General features: G+C 47.3%; 13 protein-coding genes. 11 read left to right on the forward strand and 2 right to left on the reverse strand.

Translation table 11 applies throughout. From position 1 onward, the window contains the following. Positions 1-3: 3 nt before the first annotated feature. The 11 genes from GJR95_RS18505 to GJR95_RS18555 all read left to right on the forward strand — a co-directional run bounded on the left by GJR95_RS18505 (position 4) and on the right by GJR95_RS18555 (position 15,004). The gene (locus GJR95_RS18505; RefSeq protein ID WP_162387274.1) at positions 4-1,368 is read left to right on the forward strand and encodes an HTTM domain-containing protein; all 1,365 of its coding nucleotides are present in this window, start codon (positions 4-6) and stop codon (positions 1,366-1,368) included. A gap of 5 nt (positions 1,369-1,373) precedes the next feature. Beyond that, positions 1,374-3,806, forward strand: coding sequence for a TonB-dependent receptor domain-containing protein (locus GJR95_RS18510; RefSeq protein WP_162387275.1), 2,433 nt, complete (start codon positions 1,374-1,376; stop codon positions 3,804-3,806). Positions 3,807-3,984: 178 nt separating this feature from the next. Next, positions 3,985-4,470, forward strand: coding sequence for a hypothetical protein (locus tag GJR95_RS18515; protein WP_162387276.1), 486 nt, complete (start codon positions 3,985-3,987; stop codon positions 4,468-4,470). A gap of 218 nt (positions 4,471-4,688) precedes the next feature. Beyond that, positions 4,689-5,288 carry an RNA polymerase sigma factor gene (locus GJR95_RS18520; protein ID WP_162387277.1) on the forward strand — a complete coding sequence of 200 codons (600 nt, stop codon included), beginning with the start codon at positions 4,689-4,691 and terminating at the stop codon, positions 5,286-5,288. A gap of 139 nt (positions 5,289-5,427) precedes the next feature. Further along, the gene (locus GJR95_RS18525) at positions 5,428-6,447 is read left to right on the forward strand and encodes a FecR family protein (protein WP_162387278.1); all 1,020 of its coding nucleotides are present in this window, start codon (positions 5,428-5,430) and stop codon (positions 6,445-6,447) included. 49 nt (positions 6,448-6,496) lie between these two features. Next, the gene (locus GJR95_RS18530; protein WP_162387279.1) at positions 6,497-10,012 is read left to right on the forward strand and encodes a SusC/RagA family TonB-linked outer membrane protein; all 3,516 of its coding nucleotides are present in this window, start codon (positions 6,497-6,499) and stop codon (positions 10,010-10,012) included. A gap of 37 nt (positions 10,013-10,049) precedes the next feature. Further along, the gene (locus tag GJR95_RS18535) at positions 10,050-11,795 is read left to right on the forward strand and encodes a RagB/SusD family nutrient uptake outer membrane protein (RefSeq protein ID WP_162387280.1); all 1,746 of its coding nucleotides are present in this window, start codon (positions 10,050-10,052) and stop codon (positions 11,793-11,795) included. A gap of 64 nt (positions 11,796-11,859) precedes the next feature. Beyond that, on the forward strand, positions 11,860-12,828 hold the full coding sequence (locus GJR95_RS18540) for a sugar phosphate isomerase/epimerase family protein (RefSeq protein ID WP_162387281.1): 969 nt from the start codon (positions 11,860-11,862) through the stop codon (positions 12,826-12,828). Further along, complete coding sequence (locus tag GJR95_RS41855) at positions 12,825-13,070, forward strand: hypothetical protein (protein ID WP_198424857.1); 246 nt, start codon at positions 12,825-12,827, stop codon at positions 13,068-13,070. The genes GJR95_RS18540 and GJR95_RS41855 overlap by 4 nt, the downstream gene beginning before the upstream one ends. A gap of 163 nt (positions 13,071-13,233) precedes the next feature. Beyond that, a complete protein-coding gene (locus GJR95_RS18550; protein WP_162387282.1) occupies positions 13,234-14,508 on the forward strand; it encodes an MFS transporter in 1,275 nt (424 codons plus the stop codon). A gap of 301 nt (positions 14,509-14,809) precedes the next feature. Further along, the gene (locus tag GJR95_RS18555) at positions 14,810-15,004 is read left to right on the forward strand and encodes a hypothetical protein (RefSeq protein ID WP_162387283.1); all 195 of its coding nucleotides are present in this window, start codon (positions 14,810-14,812) and stop codon (positions 15,002-15,004) included. Positions 15,005-15,084: 80 nt separating this feature from the next. On the opposite strand, the gene GJR95_RS18560 is transcribed toward GJR95_RS18555, so the two are convergent. Together GJR95_RS18560 and GJR95_RS18565 are read right to left on the reverse strand one after the other, a co-directional pair. Next, positions 15,085-17,085, reverse strand: a complete 2,001-nt coding sequence (locus GJR95_RS18560; protein ID WP_162387284.1) for an FAD-dependent oxidoreductase — start codon at positions 17,083-17,085, stop codon at positions 15,085-15,087. 83 nt (positions 17,086-17,168) lie between these two features. Further along, complete coding sequence (locus GJR95_RS18565; RefSeq protein ID WP_162387285.1) at positions 17,169-18,929, reverse strand: FAD-dependent oxidoreductase; 1,761 nt, start codon at positions 18,927-18,929, stop codon at positions 17,169-17,171. Positions 18,930-18,939 lie beyond the last annotated feature (10 nt).

Genomic DNA, 18,939 nt, shown 5'->3' on the forward strand with positions numbered 1-18,939 from the left:
GGCATGGTTCATTCCGTAAAAGCTACACTCCGTTCCTGGGTTGTCGGACAACGGCACATTGCTCCCCTGGCAGTCTTCCGGATGGTCTTCGGGAGCCTTATGCTGCTCAGCACGGCCCGGTTTATCCAGAAGGGATGGGTCTATACCTTTTACATAAAGCCTCCGTTTCACTTCACATTTTATGGTTTTTCCGGGATAAAACCATTGGATTCAGCAGGCATGTATTGCTTATTCGGTCTGCTCCTGATTGCCAGCCTACTCATCACGATCGGACTATTTTACAGGATAGCCATTCTGACTTTCTTTCTGTGTTTTACGTATATAGAACTGATTGACAAGACCACTTATCTCAATCATTATTATCTCGTTAGCCTTATTGCTTTTTTGCTGGTGCTGGTACCCGCCCATCGGTACTTCTCCATTGATGTGTTACGCCGTCCCGACCGGACCATTACGATCGTTCCCGCCTGGACACTAAACATTTTTAAGCTTCAATTCGTACTGGTTTATTTTTTCGCCGGACTGTCGAAGCTCAATTATGACTGGCTGCTAGCGGCTTTGCCCCTTAAACTATGGCTACCGGCTAACAGTCATTTGCCCGTTATTGGCCCAATTTTAGCCCAGGCGTGGGTTGCCTACGCGTTCAGTTGGTTCGGCGCTCTGTTTGATTTGGCAATAGGCTTTCTGCTTCTCATTAAAAAGACCAGAAAGCCAGCATACGTGCTGGTTGTTGTCTTTCATCTGGCAACCAGCCTGCTCTTTAAAATTGGCATGTTTCCTTATATAATGATCGGCGTAACGACCATTTTCTTTTCCGGAAATACGCACCTCAGACTCATTTCTCTTCTCAAATCAGGGTTTAATTCAATCCCAACGCCCAAAGTACCCGCCCGCGTTTATCGGAGCAATGCTACTCAGACCAAACTGATCGGGGCTATATTAGTCCTTTATTTCACGATTCAGGTATTGCTTCCCTTTCGCTATTTACTGTATCCGGGGAAGCTCTACTGGACCGAAGAAGGCTACCGGTTTTCGTGGCGGGTCATGCTGATGGAAAAAGGAGGAACAGTTTTTTTTCATGTAAAAAACCCGGAAACAGGCCGAACTTCTGAAGTCATTAACGCGCAGTACCTCACCCGCCTACAGGAAGATATGATGGCTACGCAGCCAGATATGATCTTACAGTTTGCTCATTTTCTGGCTATGACATACCAGAAAAATGGCATAAAACGGCCAATTGTTACCGCAGAAAGCTATGTAACGCTAAACGGAAGCGGCAGTAGACTCTATATCGACAGTACAATCAACCTGGCAACCGAGCAAGAAACCTTTGGTCATAAAAGGTGGATTCTTCCATTTAGCCAATAAGACAAATGAATAAAAACGTTACACTTCTTTTCTTATTTCTATTCACTCCCCTTTTGTTCGTAAACGCCCAGACCTTTACGCTGAAAGGTTTGGTAAAAACGCCCCTTGGGGACGGCGTAGCCAATGCAAGCGTCATTTTAGTTCAGACCCCCTACGCGACCGTCTGTGACTCTGCGGGTAATTTCAGGCTAAAACGAGTCAAATCGGGTGACTACACGCTTGAGGTTTCGGCCATTGGCTTCAAATCGATAATCCGTTCACTTTCTATTCGTGAAAGTCAATTGATCAATCTGGTTCTTGAGGAATCGGTCCAGCAGCTGAGCGATGTCAACGTGCGGGCCGAAAAAGGAAAAACATTCGGTATTACCCGCTTAAAGGCCGTAGAAGGGACAACTATCAATGCCGGTAAAAAAAGTGAGGTGATCATTCTGGACGATATTACAGCCAATAAGGCGACTAACAATAGCAGGCAGATTTATGCCAAAGTAGCTGGTCTCAATATTTGGGAAAATGATGGTGCTGGCATTCAGTTAGGCATTGGCGGACGCGGCTTAAACCCGAATCGGGTCACTAACTTTAATACCCGACAAAATGGGTATGACATGAGTGCCGATGCCCTGGGCTACCCAGAAAGTTATTATTCGCCACCGGCAGAATTAACCAGCCGCATTGAAATACTACGCGGTGCCTCCTCCTTGCAGTATGGAACACAATTCGGAGGGCTCATCAATTTTAAATTAAAAGAAGGTCCTTCCAGCAAACCCATTGAAGTCACATCGCGGGAAACGGTAGGCTCGTGGGGTTTTCTAAACGCGACCAACAGCATTGGAGGCACCGTTAAAAAACTTCAGTATTATACCTTCTTTCAACACAAATCGGGCGATGGGTGGCGGCCCAATGCCAATTTCAATGTCAATACGGCCTACGCGTCTGCTACCTATACCGTGAATCCCAAACTAGCGCTGACGGTCCAGTATACGTACATGAACTATCTGGCTCATCAGCCTGGCGGACTTACCGATGCTGAGTTCACGGCCGATCCGCACCAATCCATTCGTGCGCGTAACTGGTTTAAGGTAAACTGGAACCTGGGAGCCATCATGCTGGACTACCAGATCAACGACCACCTGAAATTTAATTCCCGCGTTTTTGGCTTGTCTGCCAGTCGATTTGCCCTGGGAAATCTGGATTTTATCAACCGGGCCGACCCCGGTACTCCGCGTGACTTGTACAAAGACAACTACACGAACTATGGCAACGAAAACCGGTTGTTATACACGTATAAAGCAGGCAATAATCCGCAGAATTTATTGCTGGGTGTCCGGTATTACAGAGGCTTCACGAATCGGGCACAAGGGCTTGGCAACCAGGCTTCTTCAGGAACTGCCACTGATTTTACATTCGTCAATTCCGATGATTATGCCTATTCTAAATACACATTCCCGAACTACAATGTGGCGGTATTCGCGGAAAATATTGTCAGGCTTACCAACAAATTGAGCATTATTCCGGGTATACGATTTGAAAATATCATTACGAGAGCCGATGGATTCTATTCGGTCATTAATAAAGATCAGGCAGGAAACATATTTTTTAGCCAACAGATCGAAGAACACAAAAATAACATCCGGCATTTTCTACTAGGTGGCCTTGGGCTAAGCTATTCCCAGAGCCAGGCCATGCAACTTTATGCCAATATTTCACAGAATTATCGGGCCATCAATTTTAATGATATCCGTTCCGTTAACCCGAATATTCAGGTTGATCCTAACCTTCAGGACGAACGGGGTTATTCTGCTGACCTTGGCATACGGGGTAATTTATCGGGTGTTTTGAATTACGATGTCAGCTTATTTACCATCAATTACGCGAATCGGATCGGTACCGTGCAAAAATCAGATCCCGTCACGTTCAATGTGTATCGGTATCGAACCAATGTATCGCAATCGCGAAGCCTTGGTCTGGAATCCTTTGCGGAATTAGAACTTCTGCATTTCATCGATAAACAGAATACCGGCACCCGGCTTTCAGTATTTACGAACCTGGCGCTCATTAACGCTCGATACATTAACAGCGATGAACCGGCTTACCGGAATAAAAAAGTGGAACTGGCTCCGGATGTGATCGTTAAAACAGGGTTATCGTTTCAGCACAAACGGTTTGCAGCAACCTGCCAGGTAGCTTATACGAGCGAGCAGTTTACTGATGCTACCAACGCAGTCTTTACAGCCAACGCTATCGATGGATTAATTCCTGCCTATACGGTCATGGACCTTTCGGCGGAATACAAACTCAGCAAGGTTTTTGCCCTCCAAAGTTCAATTAACAATCTGTCCAACGCCCGTTATTTCACCCGACGGGCAGACAGTTATCCAGGTCCTGGAATCATTCCTGCCGACGCCCGCAGCTTTTTTCTGACTGTTCAGGTTAAACTTTAACGAGCTATTAACCAGGAGAATACGCCCCTTCTGATTAAATGGCCCCCTTTATGCGCAGTCAGGCTATTGACTCAATCAGGAAAGTAATTTCAACTGGTGACGTTACTATTGCGTTTATTAGTGGTATTAATGATGAAAGCACTCACTTTTGAGGTTTCATTCATTAAATCACCTGACCATGCATCGTTTTTTCACTACATTGATTTGCAGTTTTTTAATTTTTACCACCTTGTCCTGCAGCAAGAAGGGCGCCGATGGGGTTCTGCCAGCGTATTTTGTCAAGGCAAAAATCAATGGTGTCGACTTTTTCCATGATGCCAGCAATAAAAATCAGATGATGAATTATAGTGAACCGAATGGTTATGTCAATGCTACCTTTAGTCTACATGTCAGTCCCAATAACGTTGAACAATTTGGCTTTACCTGCCTTGGTTACGAACACCGAAAACCTGAAGTAATGACAATGTTGGGAGGTGGTTATTCAAAAGGAAAGACCGAAATATATGCCGCGAACAGCGCGGTACAAGCCAATGGCAAGTGTTCTATCACCAAAATAGATGATAAGGTAATTGAAGGAACCTTTTATTTCGATGCCTTTAGTGAAAATGGCGTAGGAACTACGAAAATCAGCATTACCGAAGGCCAATTCAGGTTGGAATTCTAATCGTTCTTACTGGCGAGGCATCAAAAGTCAGGGTGCTTTTTCTGCTCAGTTTCGAGTCAAAAGCTCCCTGTGCTATTCGTCCAAAGGGGGGCTTTTAATTTATAGTCATCCATCAAAAAGAAATCACCAACCGTTTGTAAATAGGGCTCGTTTTGAATTATTCCGCCAAATAATGTTGCTTTGTAGCTGATACACGTTCAGCACAACTTCTAAATAACTTGGCCAAGGCATCCACCCCAATTTCAGATGACGAGGCCTTATGGAAAACCTTTACAGAAGGTGATGAAACGGCATTTGAGCAACTCTTCAAACGATATTACTCCATTCTGTTTCAGTACGGCCGAAAGTTTTCACTCGATACCGAGTTTGTTAAAGATGCGATTCAGGAATTATTTACGGAGCTCTGGCAACGCCGGACTTTTCTGAGCCATACCCCATCGGTCCGAAATTACCTGTACAAATCGCTGCGCCGGAAAATGCTCAGACTCTCGACTAATCATCCTGAAAATCATGAACTTACCGACGAAGTAAATCAGTTTGCCGTCACTCTCTCTCCTGAACAGATTTTGCTGGACGATGAATTTTCTGATCTCCAGCGCCAGCAGATGACGCACTGGCTTTCTTATCTGACACCCCGCCAGCGAGAAGCTATCTATCTTCGGTTTTACCACGATATGGACTATGACGAGATAGCCTCCGTAATGACCGTCAGCAATCATGCAGCCCGTAATCTGATTTATGAAGCTCTTAAGCTGCTTCGAAGCCGCTTGATATCCATCACTATTGTCCTGATTGCCGCTCTGGGGCTCGACTTATAACTATAATTATTAAAGGATATTTAATTGCTTTACAGGCTATTTGTATAATTTTCACTTGTTTATTTAAAATTCTCGCAATCTATTCAGGACAATTTCATGCTCGTTTGTCTATTCCTGTTTGACATAGACGCCTTGATGCATGAAGTACGCTGACTACCAGGTTGAAGACTTTCTGACTGATCCCGAATTTGTAGAATGGGTTAAAAATCCGGAGCCCCAAAGTGATCTGTTTTGGGCATCGTTCCTGCTTGATTATCCCAGCCAGCAAGCCACATTTCAGCAGGCAAAATCGGTACTTCTGGCCCTGCGGTTTAACGAAGAACCGGTAGCCGATGCTACAGTCAAAGCCGAATGGGAGCGATTCCGCCAGGGAATTACCAAACCCCAGGAATCACCAGATACAACAAAAATTATTCCCCTTCGTCCATTCCGTCAGTGGTGGTGGGCAGCGGCAATGGTCGCGGGCTTGCTTGTTAGCATGCTTTGGTGGACAAATCGACCTGCTCCCGAAATCAGTTACCGGACAACATATGGACAACTACGACGGATTCAGTTGCCCGATGGCTCCGAGCTCACACTCAATGCCAATAGCGAAGTTCGCTTACCGGCCGACTGGAGCGACCGGCCTACTCGTGAAGTCTGGCTCAAGGGCGAAGGCTTTTTCCATGTCGTCAAACGGAAAGGAAAATCTCAGCCTCGTTTTGTTGTCCATACAAACGAGTTGGCGGTAGAAGTACTGGGCACGGCATTTAACGTGCGTAGTCGACGCAAACAGGCCGATGTACTGCTGCAAACGGGCTCGGTTCGGCTGCAATTAGCAAAGTCCGACACCGTTCGATCGTTGTTGATGCGACCAGGCGACGGCATACACTATCAACTTGCAACTGGGCAGTTGAAACGTCGATTTGTCAGAGCCGATCAAATGGCAGCCTGGACGAAAGGAGTACTATTACTCGATTATATGACGCTGAGCGATCTGGGGCAGCTAATCGAAGATACCTACGGTCAAAAGGTGATTATTCGATCACCGACGCTGGCCCGTCGCGTACTAAGTGGCTCTGTGCCAACGAGTAATGAACGTGCCTTGCTCGAAGGTATCGCCGTTACGCTAAATGTGCCAGTGCACATAGAAAAAGACACCGTCGTATTTGGGAATTGAAGCCCAGCCCTACTAAACTCTGAAATCTAACTAAACTCTTTTTTACACCATGAACATACGATTACTCAGTATGACAGTCTGTTTTATGTGCTGTCTGATTGGAGCAACCGCGCAGGATTTAGCGACAACTAAACGAACAGCGGGCCAACTGACAAATACGTATAAACAACCTCAGCATTTGCTAAAAGACGTGCTGACTGATCTCGAAAAACGATTTGGCGTTCATTTCCTGTATGAAGGTACGATCGTGAATAACCAGCTGGTACAATACAAAATCAACCAAAAAGACAAGATTGATACCGTACTTAAACGCATCCTTACCAATGGCCTCCAGTATCAGCGGGTAGATGGAACACTTTATGCCATCTTTCCGGCGGCCGGGTCACCAAAAGCAATTGCACTCCCGGAAAATGACCGCCCCCTTTCCCTGACCAGCACAGCGTTGGCCACGGATCTTAGCCTCACCGGCCTGGTAACTGACCCGGAAACGAACCAGGGATTACCGGGAGTCAGTATTGTGCTAAAAGGCACAACTACCGGCACGAACACTGATGGAAACGGTCGGTATAAGATTACAGTGCCCGACGAGAAGGCCATACTTGTGTTCAGCTATGTGGGCTATCTGCCACAGGAGGTAGTGGTGGGCAATCAAACGTCAATTAATCTGACCCTGAAATTAGATACCAAGTCGCTGGATGAAGTCGTAGTTGTGGGCTATGGCGAGCAACAAAAAAAATTAATCACCGGGGCAACCAGCCAGGTTAAAGGCGCTGATATTCAGAAACGGAATAATACGGGGGTTTTAGATGCGCTGAAAGGTCAGGTATCTGGCCTGAATGTCACAAAAGTTTCAGCCCAACCAGGCGATGGATTTAAAGTGAGTATTCGTGGCTTGGGCACCATCGGAAACTCAAGCCCGCTATACGTTGTCGACGGAGTGCCGGTTCCCGATATCAGTGCCCTAAATCCGTCAGATATCGAATCGCTTGACATATTGAAAGATGCCGCTTCAGCTGCCATTTATGGATCTCGGGCATCTAATGGCGTCATTCTGATTGCAACCAAAAAGGGGAAAATCGGGAAAGCTTCCATTAGTTATGACGCGTATTATGGTATCCAGAATGTAGCCAAAAAAATGGATTTTCTGGGGGCGAAAGACTACCTCATGCTGACAGCCGAGTATTATACGAATAACAAAATAGCCGTTCCTAATTTTTCAACCTTAATTCCGGGCTACGCTGGCATTGCGGATGGATCATGGAACGGAACAAATTGGCTAGATGCTACCTCGAACAAGAATGCACCTATTCAGAATCATAGCGTGAACATCTCGGGGGGAACCGATCAATCCATCTACTCAATGGGGCTATCGCTGAACACAGAAGAAGGTATTGTTGGCAAACCAGCAACCCCAAATTACAACCGATTAACCTTCAGGATGAACTCCGAATATACGTTGATCAAAAAAGGCAATTTAGATATTCTAAAAATTGGTGAAAACTTCAATTATGCCAGTACCGATCGGCGGGTTACGATTGGAGAAGGAGCTGGTAATGAAACCAGTTTTGCAGCAGTCGTAACGGGAAGCCCGGTTATTCAGTTGTATAATCCCAACCCAACTGTTCAGGGGCCTTACCTGTATTACCCCTACAACGTATATGGTAGTCCGACAGGCGTTGCTCCAACGGCGCCCAATCCACTGGCCTGGCTGGATTATGAAAAATCCGGAAGCTTCAGGCGTGGCACCAATCTGAATGGCAATATTTATTTAACGCTCCAACCCATAAAAGGACTAGTGTTCAGGTCTTCTTTTGGCATTAACTCATACTCGACATCCGATCGAAGTTTTGTGCCAGCCTATCTGCTTTCAGCGACAACGGCAACTACTTACTTTTTTAATCCAATGGATAGAACCTCACAGGCTATTCAAGTGGGTACGAAATGGATATTTGACAATACCCTGACGTATAAATTTTCGCTGCCCAATCAACATAATTTAGATTTGATGGTTGGCGGCTCTGCCGAAAAAATTGGTATTGGTGAGACACTCAGTGGGGATAATGCGAATTCACTCTTCAACAGTTTTGAGTATGCTTACCTGGTCAATAATAAAACCGTTGACCCGGCTTTTACCCATCTGAGTGGTACTCCCCAGATCATGTCCCGAATCGCATCCGGCTTTGGTCGATTCAGTTACGATTACAAACAGACGTACCTAATGACGGCTGTATTTCGTGCCGATGGCTCATCAAACTTTGCACCGGGGAAACGGTGGGGCTATTTCCCATCCCTTTCGGTAGGCTGGGTTGTGACAAACGAAGGGTTTGCTGACAAAACAAAAGGGTGGCTCGACTTTCTGAAATTCCGTGCCAGCTGGGGGCAGAATGGCAACCAGGCGATCAGTCCATTCCAATATTTATCAACCATTTCCTTTAACGGGGCTCCTTTTTTCAGGTATAGTGATAAAACAAAATTCGACAATGGAGGCTATCCAAACATATTACCAAACCCCGATGTAAGCTGGGAAACCTCTATCCAGACCGACATTGGCCTCGATGCCCGTTTTCTCCGCAGCCGACTAGGGCTTACGCTGGATTGGTATAATAAACTGACCAAAGACTGGTTGCTTCAGGCCCCGATACTGGCCTCCGACGGTACGGGAGCGCCCTACATCAATGGAGGAGACGTTCAGAATAGAGGGCTCGAAATCGCCTTATCCTGGAATGACCAAATCGGTCAGTTTAATTACGGGTTATCGGCCAACGTGGCTCACCAGGACAATAAAGTAACCCGAATTGCCAACCCGGAAGGAATTATTCACGGACCGATCGGTGCCTTACACGCCGATCAGAAGGAAACCTATCGGGCTGAGGTTGGCAAGCCCATCGGTTATTTCTGGGGGCTACAGTCGAATGGGTTATTCCAAAATCCGGACGAGGTACAGAGCTATAAAAACTCTGCCGGGAAAGTCATTCAACCCGCTGCTCAACCGGGTGATATGCGGTACGTAGATCGAAATGACGATGGGGTCATTGACCAGTCGGATTACACCCAGTTGGGAAACCCCAATCCTAAATTCGTGTTTGGGTTTTCCTTTACCTGTTCTTACAAAGGATTCGATCTGAGTGCCATTACCAATGGCGTTTCGGGCAATCAGGTGATCTGGAATTATTTCAACAATACCAATCACGGCACCTATAACTGGTCGACGCTGGCGCTGGACAGATGGCATGGCGAAGGCACATCAAACACCACGCCCCGAATCAATACGGGTAGTACACAGGACATTACGCTATCGGATCGGTTTGTTTCCGATGCTGGCTTCTGGCGAATGAGTAACCTGACGGTTGGCTATAATTTTAAAACCCTGTGGAATCGACTACCCATGAAACAGGCCCGGTTTTACGTCTCTGGTCAAAATCTATTTACCCTCACAAAGTACCAGGGCTTCAACCCTGAAGTGGGTAGCGGAGGGAAAAATGGGGGCAATTGGGCCGGTGGAGTCGATTCGGCCCCTTACCCGCTTGCCCGGACCTTTCTGCTCGGGGTATCCATCAAATTGTAAGGCTTTTCAGACCATTAACTTTAAAAGATAGTAACCAATGAAAACTCGTTTAATCGTGTTGATTCTTGCCTCTTCCCTGCTGTGGGTGGGGTGTTCGGACTTCCTGGATACGGTTGATTTAACTGAAAAGACGAATGCGACGTTCCCCATAGCTGCTGCCGATTATGATCAGGCCATAGCTGCCGTTTATGCGTCACAACGGGATGCCTATTTCGATCAGATCAATAGTTTTATCGGCATTTCTTCCTACCTGGATGATGATTACATCGCCAATGGACGGGCCTTATTCGATGATCCTATGATTCGGGGATTTGAGCGCTACCAGGTCCGGAATTTAGATCAGCTACTCACGCCCTGGCAAAATTATTACAAGGCAATTTATCGGGCTAATTTCGTCCTGGAGAGTCTGGATAAAAATAGTACGGCCCTGTCGGATGCGCAGAAAGCCAGCTATCGGGGTCAGGCATGCTATCTGAGAGCATCCAGTTATTTTGATTTATGCCGGTTGTTTGGCGGGGTTCCCTTAAAAACGAATACCGTATCGAGTAACCCCACCAGGGCTACTGTCGACTCCTGTTTTGCCCGAATCGCCAGCGATTTAAAAAAAGCAGCTGAGTTACTCCCCGCGAAATCATTTCAAAATGTAAACAAATCAAATGAGCTGTTCAATGCCAATAAATATGCAGCAGAGGCCATGATGGCCAGGGTTTTTCTTTTCTATACGGGAGTCTATGGAAAACCTGAACTGCCACTGGCCGAAGGAGGCTCTGTTTCCAAATCGAACGTATTGGACTACCTGCATGACGTGATAAACACCAGCGGCTATGGTTTAGTCGATGATTTCCGCAACCTGTGGCTGTATTCCTTTGCGAATGTTGATTACAAATACGCCAAAACAAATAACCTCAGCTGGATAGGCGAAAAAGGCAATAATAACGAATGCCTGTACATGATCTCATTCTCCGGATTAGGCACTAACAACCAATGGGACCGCTTCCAAAATAGCGTCAGTTGTTCAGTTCCGGGCATTACTCCCTTTGGAGCGGGCAGTGGAATGAGTGCCGTTAATCCTAAAGTGTATGAAGAATGGGATGATGCTGACCTGAGAAAAACCGGTTCAATCTGGAATGTAAAAGATGCGGCCACGGAGGGAATTGAGTTTAGCAGCACACCCGCCCCGAATAGCGGGAAGTTTTACTTTAATTCCCAGAGTAACGTTGAGGAAACGGGCTACTTTCAAAAAAAATACTGCCATATCTACGTAAATGTGGGCGGAAAGCGCACGGCGGCAAACACCGTTCTCAATGGAACGGCCACAAAAAACAATACAAATGATGCGACCGTTGGTCAATACATCATCCGCTTTTCGGATGTATTGCTAATGGCAGCCGAATTAGGGAGCCCCAATGCACAACTCTATTTCGACAAAGTGCGCTCACGGGCTTATCTCAAGAATTCAGGCAATACACCAATTGCCGATAAACCATTTTACAAACCGGCTACGCTGGCCAATATTCAGGATGAGCGAAGACATGAGTTTGCTTTTGAGGGTATTCGCTGGTATGACCTGCTCCGATGGAAAATCGTCGACCAGCAAATTGCGAAGTACAAAACCGATGTACCCGTTTACAAATTCGGAGTCCTCGAGAAAATAACCATTCGCTACCGCCCCGAAACAAAAGGACTACTTCCCATTCCGCAAAGCCAGATAAATCTGAGCAATGGCGTACTAAAGCAAAATGAAGGCTGGGGTAGTAATGAAGGCATTTATTCCGGTATTTAATCAAAACTCCACATCGGCTTATTTCTGGCAGAAAACAAAATACCCTTATTTAACCTCAATCATTATGTCTAATCAATTCATCGGAACACCTAACTGGAAAACCCGCACAATCACTGTACTGGCTGCGATCCTCATTGTCAGTATCAGCGTTATTACATCAACCGCGCAGAGCAATGAGAAAGAACACAATCCTGCGCACATTAAACTGGCGCTGAACGCTTATTCATTCAACGACATGTTGACGGGCAATCGGCAAAAAGACAACAAACCTACAATGACATTACCCGAACTACTCGATTGGTGTGCTACGCAAAATATCGACGCAGTTGATTTAACCGGCTATTATTTCCCCGGCTACCCAGGCGTACCTACCGATGAGTATATCTATGAACTCAAGCGCAAAGCGTTTAAGCTGGGTATTGATATCAGTGGTACCGGCATTCGGAACAATTTTGCCTCACCCGATCCGGCCGTTAGGGCAGCCGATGTTAAACGGGCCAAAGAATGGATCATTGTCGCGTCAAAATTAGGTGCACCGGTACTTCGTTTATTTGCTGGCGAAATTCCGAAAGGGTACGAAAACAAATGGGATGAAGTGGCCGGATGGATGATTGCCTGCTATAAGGAATGTGCAGAATTTGGTGCGCAACACGGTGTAATCATCGGTATACAAAACCACGGCGACATGCTTCAAACAGCCGATCAGTGCATTAAAGTAGTGAAAGCCGTTAACTCCAAATGGGCGGGCATCATTCTCGATACAGGCAATTTCAAGGTAAAAGACCCCTATGTCGATATTGAAGCCGTAATACCTTACACCGTAAATTGGCAGGTTAAAGAAAGCGTATTTGGTATCGGCAGCGACATCACCACGGATGTTCCCCGGTTAATGAAAATACTAAAGAAAAGTGGCTACCGGGGCTATATACCGGTAGAGACACTTTTCGTGAAGAACAAACCCTACGACCCCTATGTGTTGGTACCGGCTTTACTGGGCGAACTAAAAGTGGCGATGGATGCTGAGTTTAAGTGATTTTTGCACTTCAGGGTTTCCCACCGGGCAGTAGCCTATCGTCACTGTACCAGCCCGGTGGGGATCATCCGCTTTTCTGTATTTATGATCTCGCAAAAAAAATTGCGGTCGGGCTAATTGGATTTGGTCTGTCGGGTCGTTATTTCCATGCGCCATTCCTGTCGGTTCATCCCGGATTCCATGTAAAAAAAGTGGTGAGCCGCCATCCCGACGACGTGGCAGCTTTCGCCCCCGCCCTCTAGTCCGTTGCGTCGTCGGTCAATGCGTTAGTAAAGCCTTTCGCACGACAGCAAGTAGCCCCGCTTGACCTTGCCCATCAAAGCAGCACAGAAGGCATTAAACTACATACTGATCAATCAATTACCAATTGCCTGACAACCTGATTCATGATGAACGTCCATTTCGATGCCTAAACTTCAAACCAATTACCGGTGGCAGATTACTTCTTTACTTTTCGCAGCGACAACCATCAATTACCTGGATCGGCAGGTCATTAGTCTGTTAAAACCCACACTGGAGCGTGTTTTTATCTGGACAGAAACCGACTACAGTCATATTGTCATGGCTTTTCAGGGAGCGTATGCGCTGAGCTTTGTCACTTTCGGCTGGGGAATCGATCGAATTGGGTCAAAAATTGGCTATAGTATTTCCGTGTTCATCTGGAGTATAGCGGCAATGCTACATGCCATAGCCAGCAATGCCTTTAGCTTCGGAATTTTCAGGGCTCTGCTGGGTTTGGGGGAAGGCGGAAACTTCCCGGCATCCATCAAAGCCGTTACCGAATGGTTTCCGCAGAAAGAACGGGCCTTTGCCACCGGTATTTTCAACTCAGGAACAAACATCGGAGCAGTCGTGGCACCCTTGCTGGTTCCCTGGATACTGGGTCACTATGGCTGGCAGGCAGCTTTTCTGGTTACGGGTGCCATTGGGTTTATCTGGCTTATTTTCTGGTGGATCTATTACGAAAGCCCGGCCCGCCACAAAAAAATCTCCGCACAGGAGCTGGTCTACATTGGCGGCCTTTCTCAATCGAATACAGAATCGGCCGTCAACTGGCTCGATTTATTGAAACGACGACAGACCTGGGCGTTTATTATGGGGAAGCTGCTCACCGACCCAGTCTGGTGGTTTTTTCTCTTCTGGTTACCGTCGTTTTTAGCTGCGACTTTCCACGTTGACCTCACCAGACCAAGTTTACCGCTAATAATCATTTACTCCTCGGCCACCATTGGCAGTGTAGGTGGCGGCTATATTACCGGCTATTTCCTGCAAAGAGGCTGGTCTGTAAACTGGTCAAGGAAGATTGCCATGTTTGTTTTTGCGCTATGCATTGTCCCGATCATGGTGATTCAATTTGCATCGTCTCTTTGGCAGGTCATAGGTTTGCTTAGTCTGGCCGTAGCGGCTCACCAGGCCTGGAGCGCCAATCTATTTACATTAGTGTCCGATCTGTTTCCCAAAAAAGCCGTCAGTTCAGTAGTGGGCATAGGTGGTATGGCCGGATCACTGGGGGGATTGCTGTTTCCGATACTTGTCGGCTCTTTACTGGATACCTATAAAGCATTGGGCAGTATCACAACTGGGTACAATATTCTGTTTGTTTTATGTGGCAGTGCTTATCTGGTAGCCCTGTTGTGTATTCATTTACTGGCTCCATCTCTGAAACAAACAACTGCCTAAAGCGGCTCCTGCTCCAATGACAGAAACATATATGCCCTGAATTTAAGTGTGTTAAGTTGCTTTAGCAAGAAAATACAACATCAAAATCGATTGCCTGTTGGGATGGTGCTATCTCAACAGGCAATCGATTTTAAAGAAGAGGTCGGCTCGATTAAATGATTAACCGACGAGCTCGTCAACCAATTATAGGGTAATTTCCGCCAGCCCTGAACTCTATCCCTCCAGATATACACTCCTGATCTTCACCTTATTGGATAGCCGTACCTTTGAATCATCAAACTAAACATAAAGGATGTCAGTCATGAAAACGGCTCAATTAATTACCCTGCTCACCTTCTTCATCGCCCTTACCCTTAGCGCATGCAGCAAAAAATCGGATGATGCCTTGCTTACTCAAACACAAACTACAGTAGCCTCTTCACATTCAGCTTCGCCTACAGCCACAGCGCCTATTCAGTCAACGATTAGACCACAGTGGGCTTCCAGTGCAGACTGATAGCAGCGGTTAAATTATAGCACAACTCCTTAACTAATTCAGGTTTTGGTCGTAAAATCCGGCTGGATTTATTAACAAAATCAGAATGCCGGTACGAATAATACCGCATCGGCCACTACCGGCCCATCTACCTGCTTCGCGGCTATTTCGACCGATGAAGCCTGACCTTTGGGCAATTCATAGTCGCCCAGCGCAACCCATTCGCCAGATGTCTGTCCGACGACAACAATATCCGCTGTTTTGATCGGAATGGACTTACTACTTTTTCCGTCTGAAACGGTAATCCCCAATTCGGAAGCACTTTTGGCTAACCGCGGAAAGTAGGCATAAACGCGGTATTTACCCGCTTTTATGATGTCGGGCGTAAACCGTACAGTTGCCGTTTCTCCACCCTGACCTTCATAAATCAGATAGGATGGGCCATACCCGCCTTTACTCTTGGTCTCAACACGCCACGGACCAGTAATTGTGGTCATCTTTTGGCTATCATTGTCAACCAGAATTTCGGGAGTACTGCCATCGGCCAGTGGATTGGCTTTCAGTTCCTGTTGTAGTTTGGCAATATTCACTTTCTGCACACTGGTTTTTGCGTCGATCGCCATGGCTGCTGCCAACGCCGTCGATTGACCCAATACCATGAAAACAGGCTCCATCCGAATAGAACCGTATGCAATGTGCGAAGCCGACAGACAAACCGGCACCAGCAGATTCTGGCATTCGTTTTCTTTTGGGATCAGGGCCCGGTACGCGATGGGATAAGGCCCAAAACCACCGACCTCCACATTACCCTCATTCTTAGCCATTTTCTTACCGTCTTTTTCAATGACGATGCGCTGGATGTTATGCGAATCCATTGTGTAAGCTGCCATACCGACACCGTCCGTTACTACTTCTTTACCCTGGCAATTCGCCTGCGTCATGACATACGCTCCTACCATCCGGCGCGCTTCACGAATATAAAGTTGAGGTGACCAGTTGCCCGTATCGGTGTACTCATCTTTCGGATAACCCCACTTCAGCATCTGGTCCCGAAGTTCCTGAGGCACGCGAGAATCATGGCCGAAAAAATAAAGTAACCCTTTGGTATACAGCTCGTGGTCACGGATAATCTGTTCCCGTTTTTGGTAGCTTCCGTCCGGATAGCCGTAATTCATCCCGATCATATCCGTCGAAAAACCGTTTCGATTGTTGATATCGGTTTTCTTGTTCGGCATTCCACTCCAGATAAAATAATCGTTGAGCGACCGCTTCTGGGGTTGAGCGGCAATCAGCCGTACCAGCAATTCGTATTTTGTTGAATCATACCCGGCAGGACGTGTAATAGTCACCTGATTGGCCGGATCAGACGAAAGACAAATACGGTAATTATAGGCTTGCGCTTTGCTGTCACCCGTTCCATTGGGTTCCAGTTTCGCCGGACTGACGCCCCAGACTAAGCCAGAGTTTGGATCTCCGGGTGTTTTGTAAGGATCAATTCCATCGGGCAGTTGGTGGCCGGTCATCAACTGAACACCACTGATGGTTTCATTGTATTTTGAATTATCCTCCCGCCCAACGGTATAGGAAACACCGGCCTTTGCCATCAGATCCCCTTCATAGGAGCAATCAATAAACATCTTAGCCCGTATGGTTCGTTTGGCCGATGGTTTATCCGAATTTTCCAGAACAATTTCCTGAATCTGCCCGCTGCTTTTCTTAACACTCGAAAGCCGATGCGACAGTAATATGTCGATCTGCCCGCGCTTGATGTATTCACTGAATAAATTTTCGGCAACATGAGGTTCAAAAATCCACTGCTCAAACTTGCCGTAATGTTGTCCGATGCGCCGGTAATAATCGCGGGCCACACCAGTGATCGCGTATTTATTGCCAATATCCGTCAGTCCCAACCCGCCGGAGGTCATACCCCCCAGATGCTTGCCCGGCTCGATTAGGATCACGGTTTTACCGGCTTTTCTGGCGGTATAAGCGGCAATGACCCCACCTGACGTGCCACCATATACGCAGATATCGACCTGTTGCTGGGCAATGGCGGAGTATGTGAGCAATAAACTGAGACAGATTGTAAGCGTGTAACGCATAATATTGTGGTTTTGTGGTATGACTGGTTCGTAGCTATTCAGGCATATAACTGATTACGTTAGCTACAGAATGAACGCCTTGTTTATTTTCCCTTTAACGTTGCGAGCTGGTTTGCTTCAAAATTCGGGTCAGTGGTTGCCATGCCTTTACTATACACCAGAATTGCTTTTTGCTGAAGCAGGGCACTTTGTAATTCAGGAACCGCTAATTCATGTACAGATTGCGATTTCTGCACACACAGAGCCGCTGCCGTTCCGGCAGCCTGACCCAGCGCCATCCAGCACGGTTCCATCCGAAGTGTCGAAAAACCGATGTGGGTGGCCGAAGCGGGAACCGGAGCCAGCAGGTTCTCCAGTGGTGAGTCTGGCACAATCACCCGGAACGGTACGGTATAAACCGCCGACGGATAACTAATAAAGCCGTCCAGGTGAATTCGACCCGCTTCCCGTTTCCGAACAGCGTGCGAATCAAGGGCGTAGTGGCTGGCCGTTATACTGTCGGGGTGGAGCGGAGGTCGTTCACCCGGCCTGACGGGTTGTGCATCCTGCGCTTTGAAAATGTATTTGCCTTTCATCCGTCGACCCTCTCGAACGTAGAGTTGCCGGGGAAAATGACCATTGTCGGTGTATTCGTCTTTGGCCCACCCCCACTCGGCGCATTCTTTCCGAAACCAGTCAGGCAGTTCAGAGTCGTTTTGCGCAAAGTAAAACAAGCCCTCCGTATAGTCCCTAAGCCGTTGGGCGAAGCGGTCCCGCCATTCCCAGCCCGACGTTGGATAAGGCCAGTTTTCTTCTGGCAAATCCGTCGAAATAAAAGCATGGTGTTGGTTATTGCCGTCATTCTTCCCGTTGGGCAGCTTAACCATATTCGTCAGCCAGGCAATACCTTTCGGCATGCCGGGCATGTCGGGAGGTGAACCAGCTTTTGCCCGTCGCTGATTTTCGACCTTCTGCGCGTCGGTCAGTTTCATCATGGCAACACCGGTATACGTTCCCGTTTTGACATCGTCGATCAACGATACGTATTCCTCCCGATTGTAACGAGCCGGTTTCTGAATTTTCACCCGAATCGTCGGATCGTTCGTTACGCAAAGCCGGTAATTATACGATTGAACGGCATTATCGCCCTGAAACGTCGAGCCCGGCCCTTCCGGTCCGGCCCAGTATTTATACACCCGCCCGGCTCCGACTTCATTGTAATCAGACTTACCCTCTCGGCCAAGAAAGAAGGGAACACCTGCGGCCGCAATCAAATCACCTTCGTAGGTGGCATCGATAAAAAAACGTCCCCGGTATGTTTCTGCCTTTTTCGTGTTTCGATCGGTTACCCGTATACCTTCAATCTTATTGTTCTGAATCGTTAGATTTTCGGGTTCAAAGTCGAATTGCCGCATGGTCAGAACGGTAGCGTTGGGGCTTTCCTTCAGAAAATCAGCGAAGATTCTGGCAGCTACCGACGGTTCGAAATGGTATCCATCCGAACAATCTTTCACCTGTTGTGAATCGGCACCATATTTCCCGACATAATGCGCCCTGATGCGCTGAACAAATTCAAGAAACAAGCCACCGGTGGCACCACGGGTTGCAATGTCGGTAGCACCAAGGCCATTGGCAGGCAAGCCACCAATGTGCGCTGTCCGCTCCAGAATCAACGATTTTTTGCCCAGTCGGGAAGCCGCTACTGCCGCCATAATCCCGCCGGGTGTTGCACCCACGATGATCAGGTCGTAGTCGTTTTCTGCGAGCGGGATGGCATTGCCAGCGTGGAGTTCGGCGAGCCCAGCTGTGATGGCCAGACCGCTCAGGCCGGATAGTTTCAGAAAGTGCCGTCGGGTTGTGGGCATTTTGCGTCAA

It is taken from the genome of Spirosoma endbachense, assembly GCF_010233585.1.
GTDB lineage: Bacteria > Bacteroidota > Bacteroidia > Cytophagales > Spirosomataceae > Spirosoma > Spirosoma endbachense.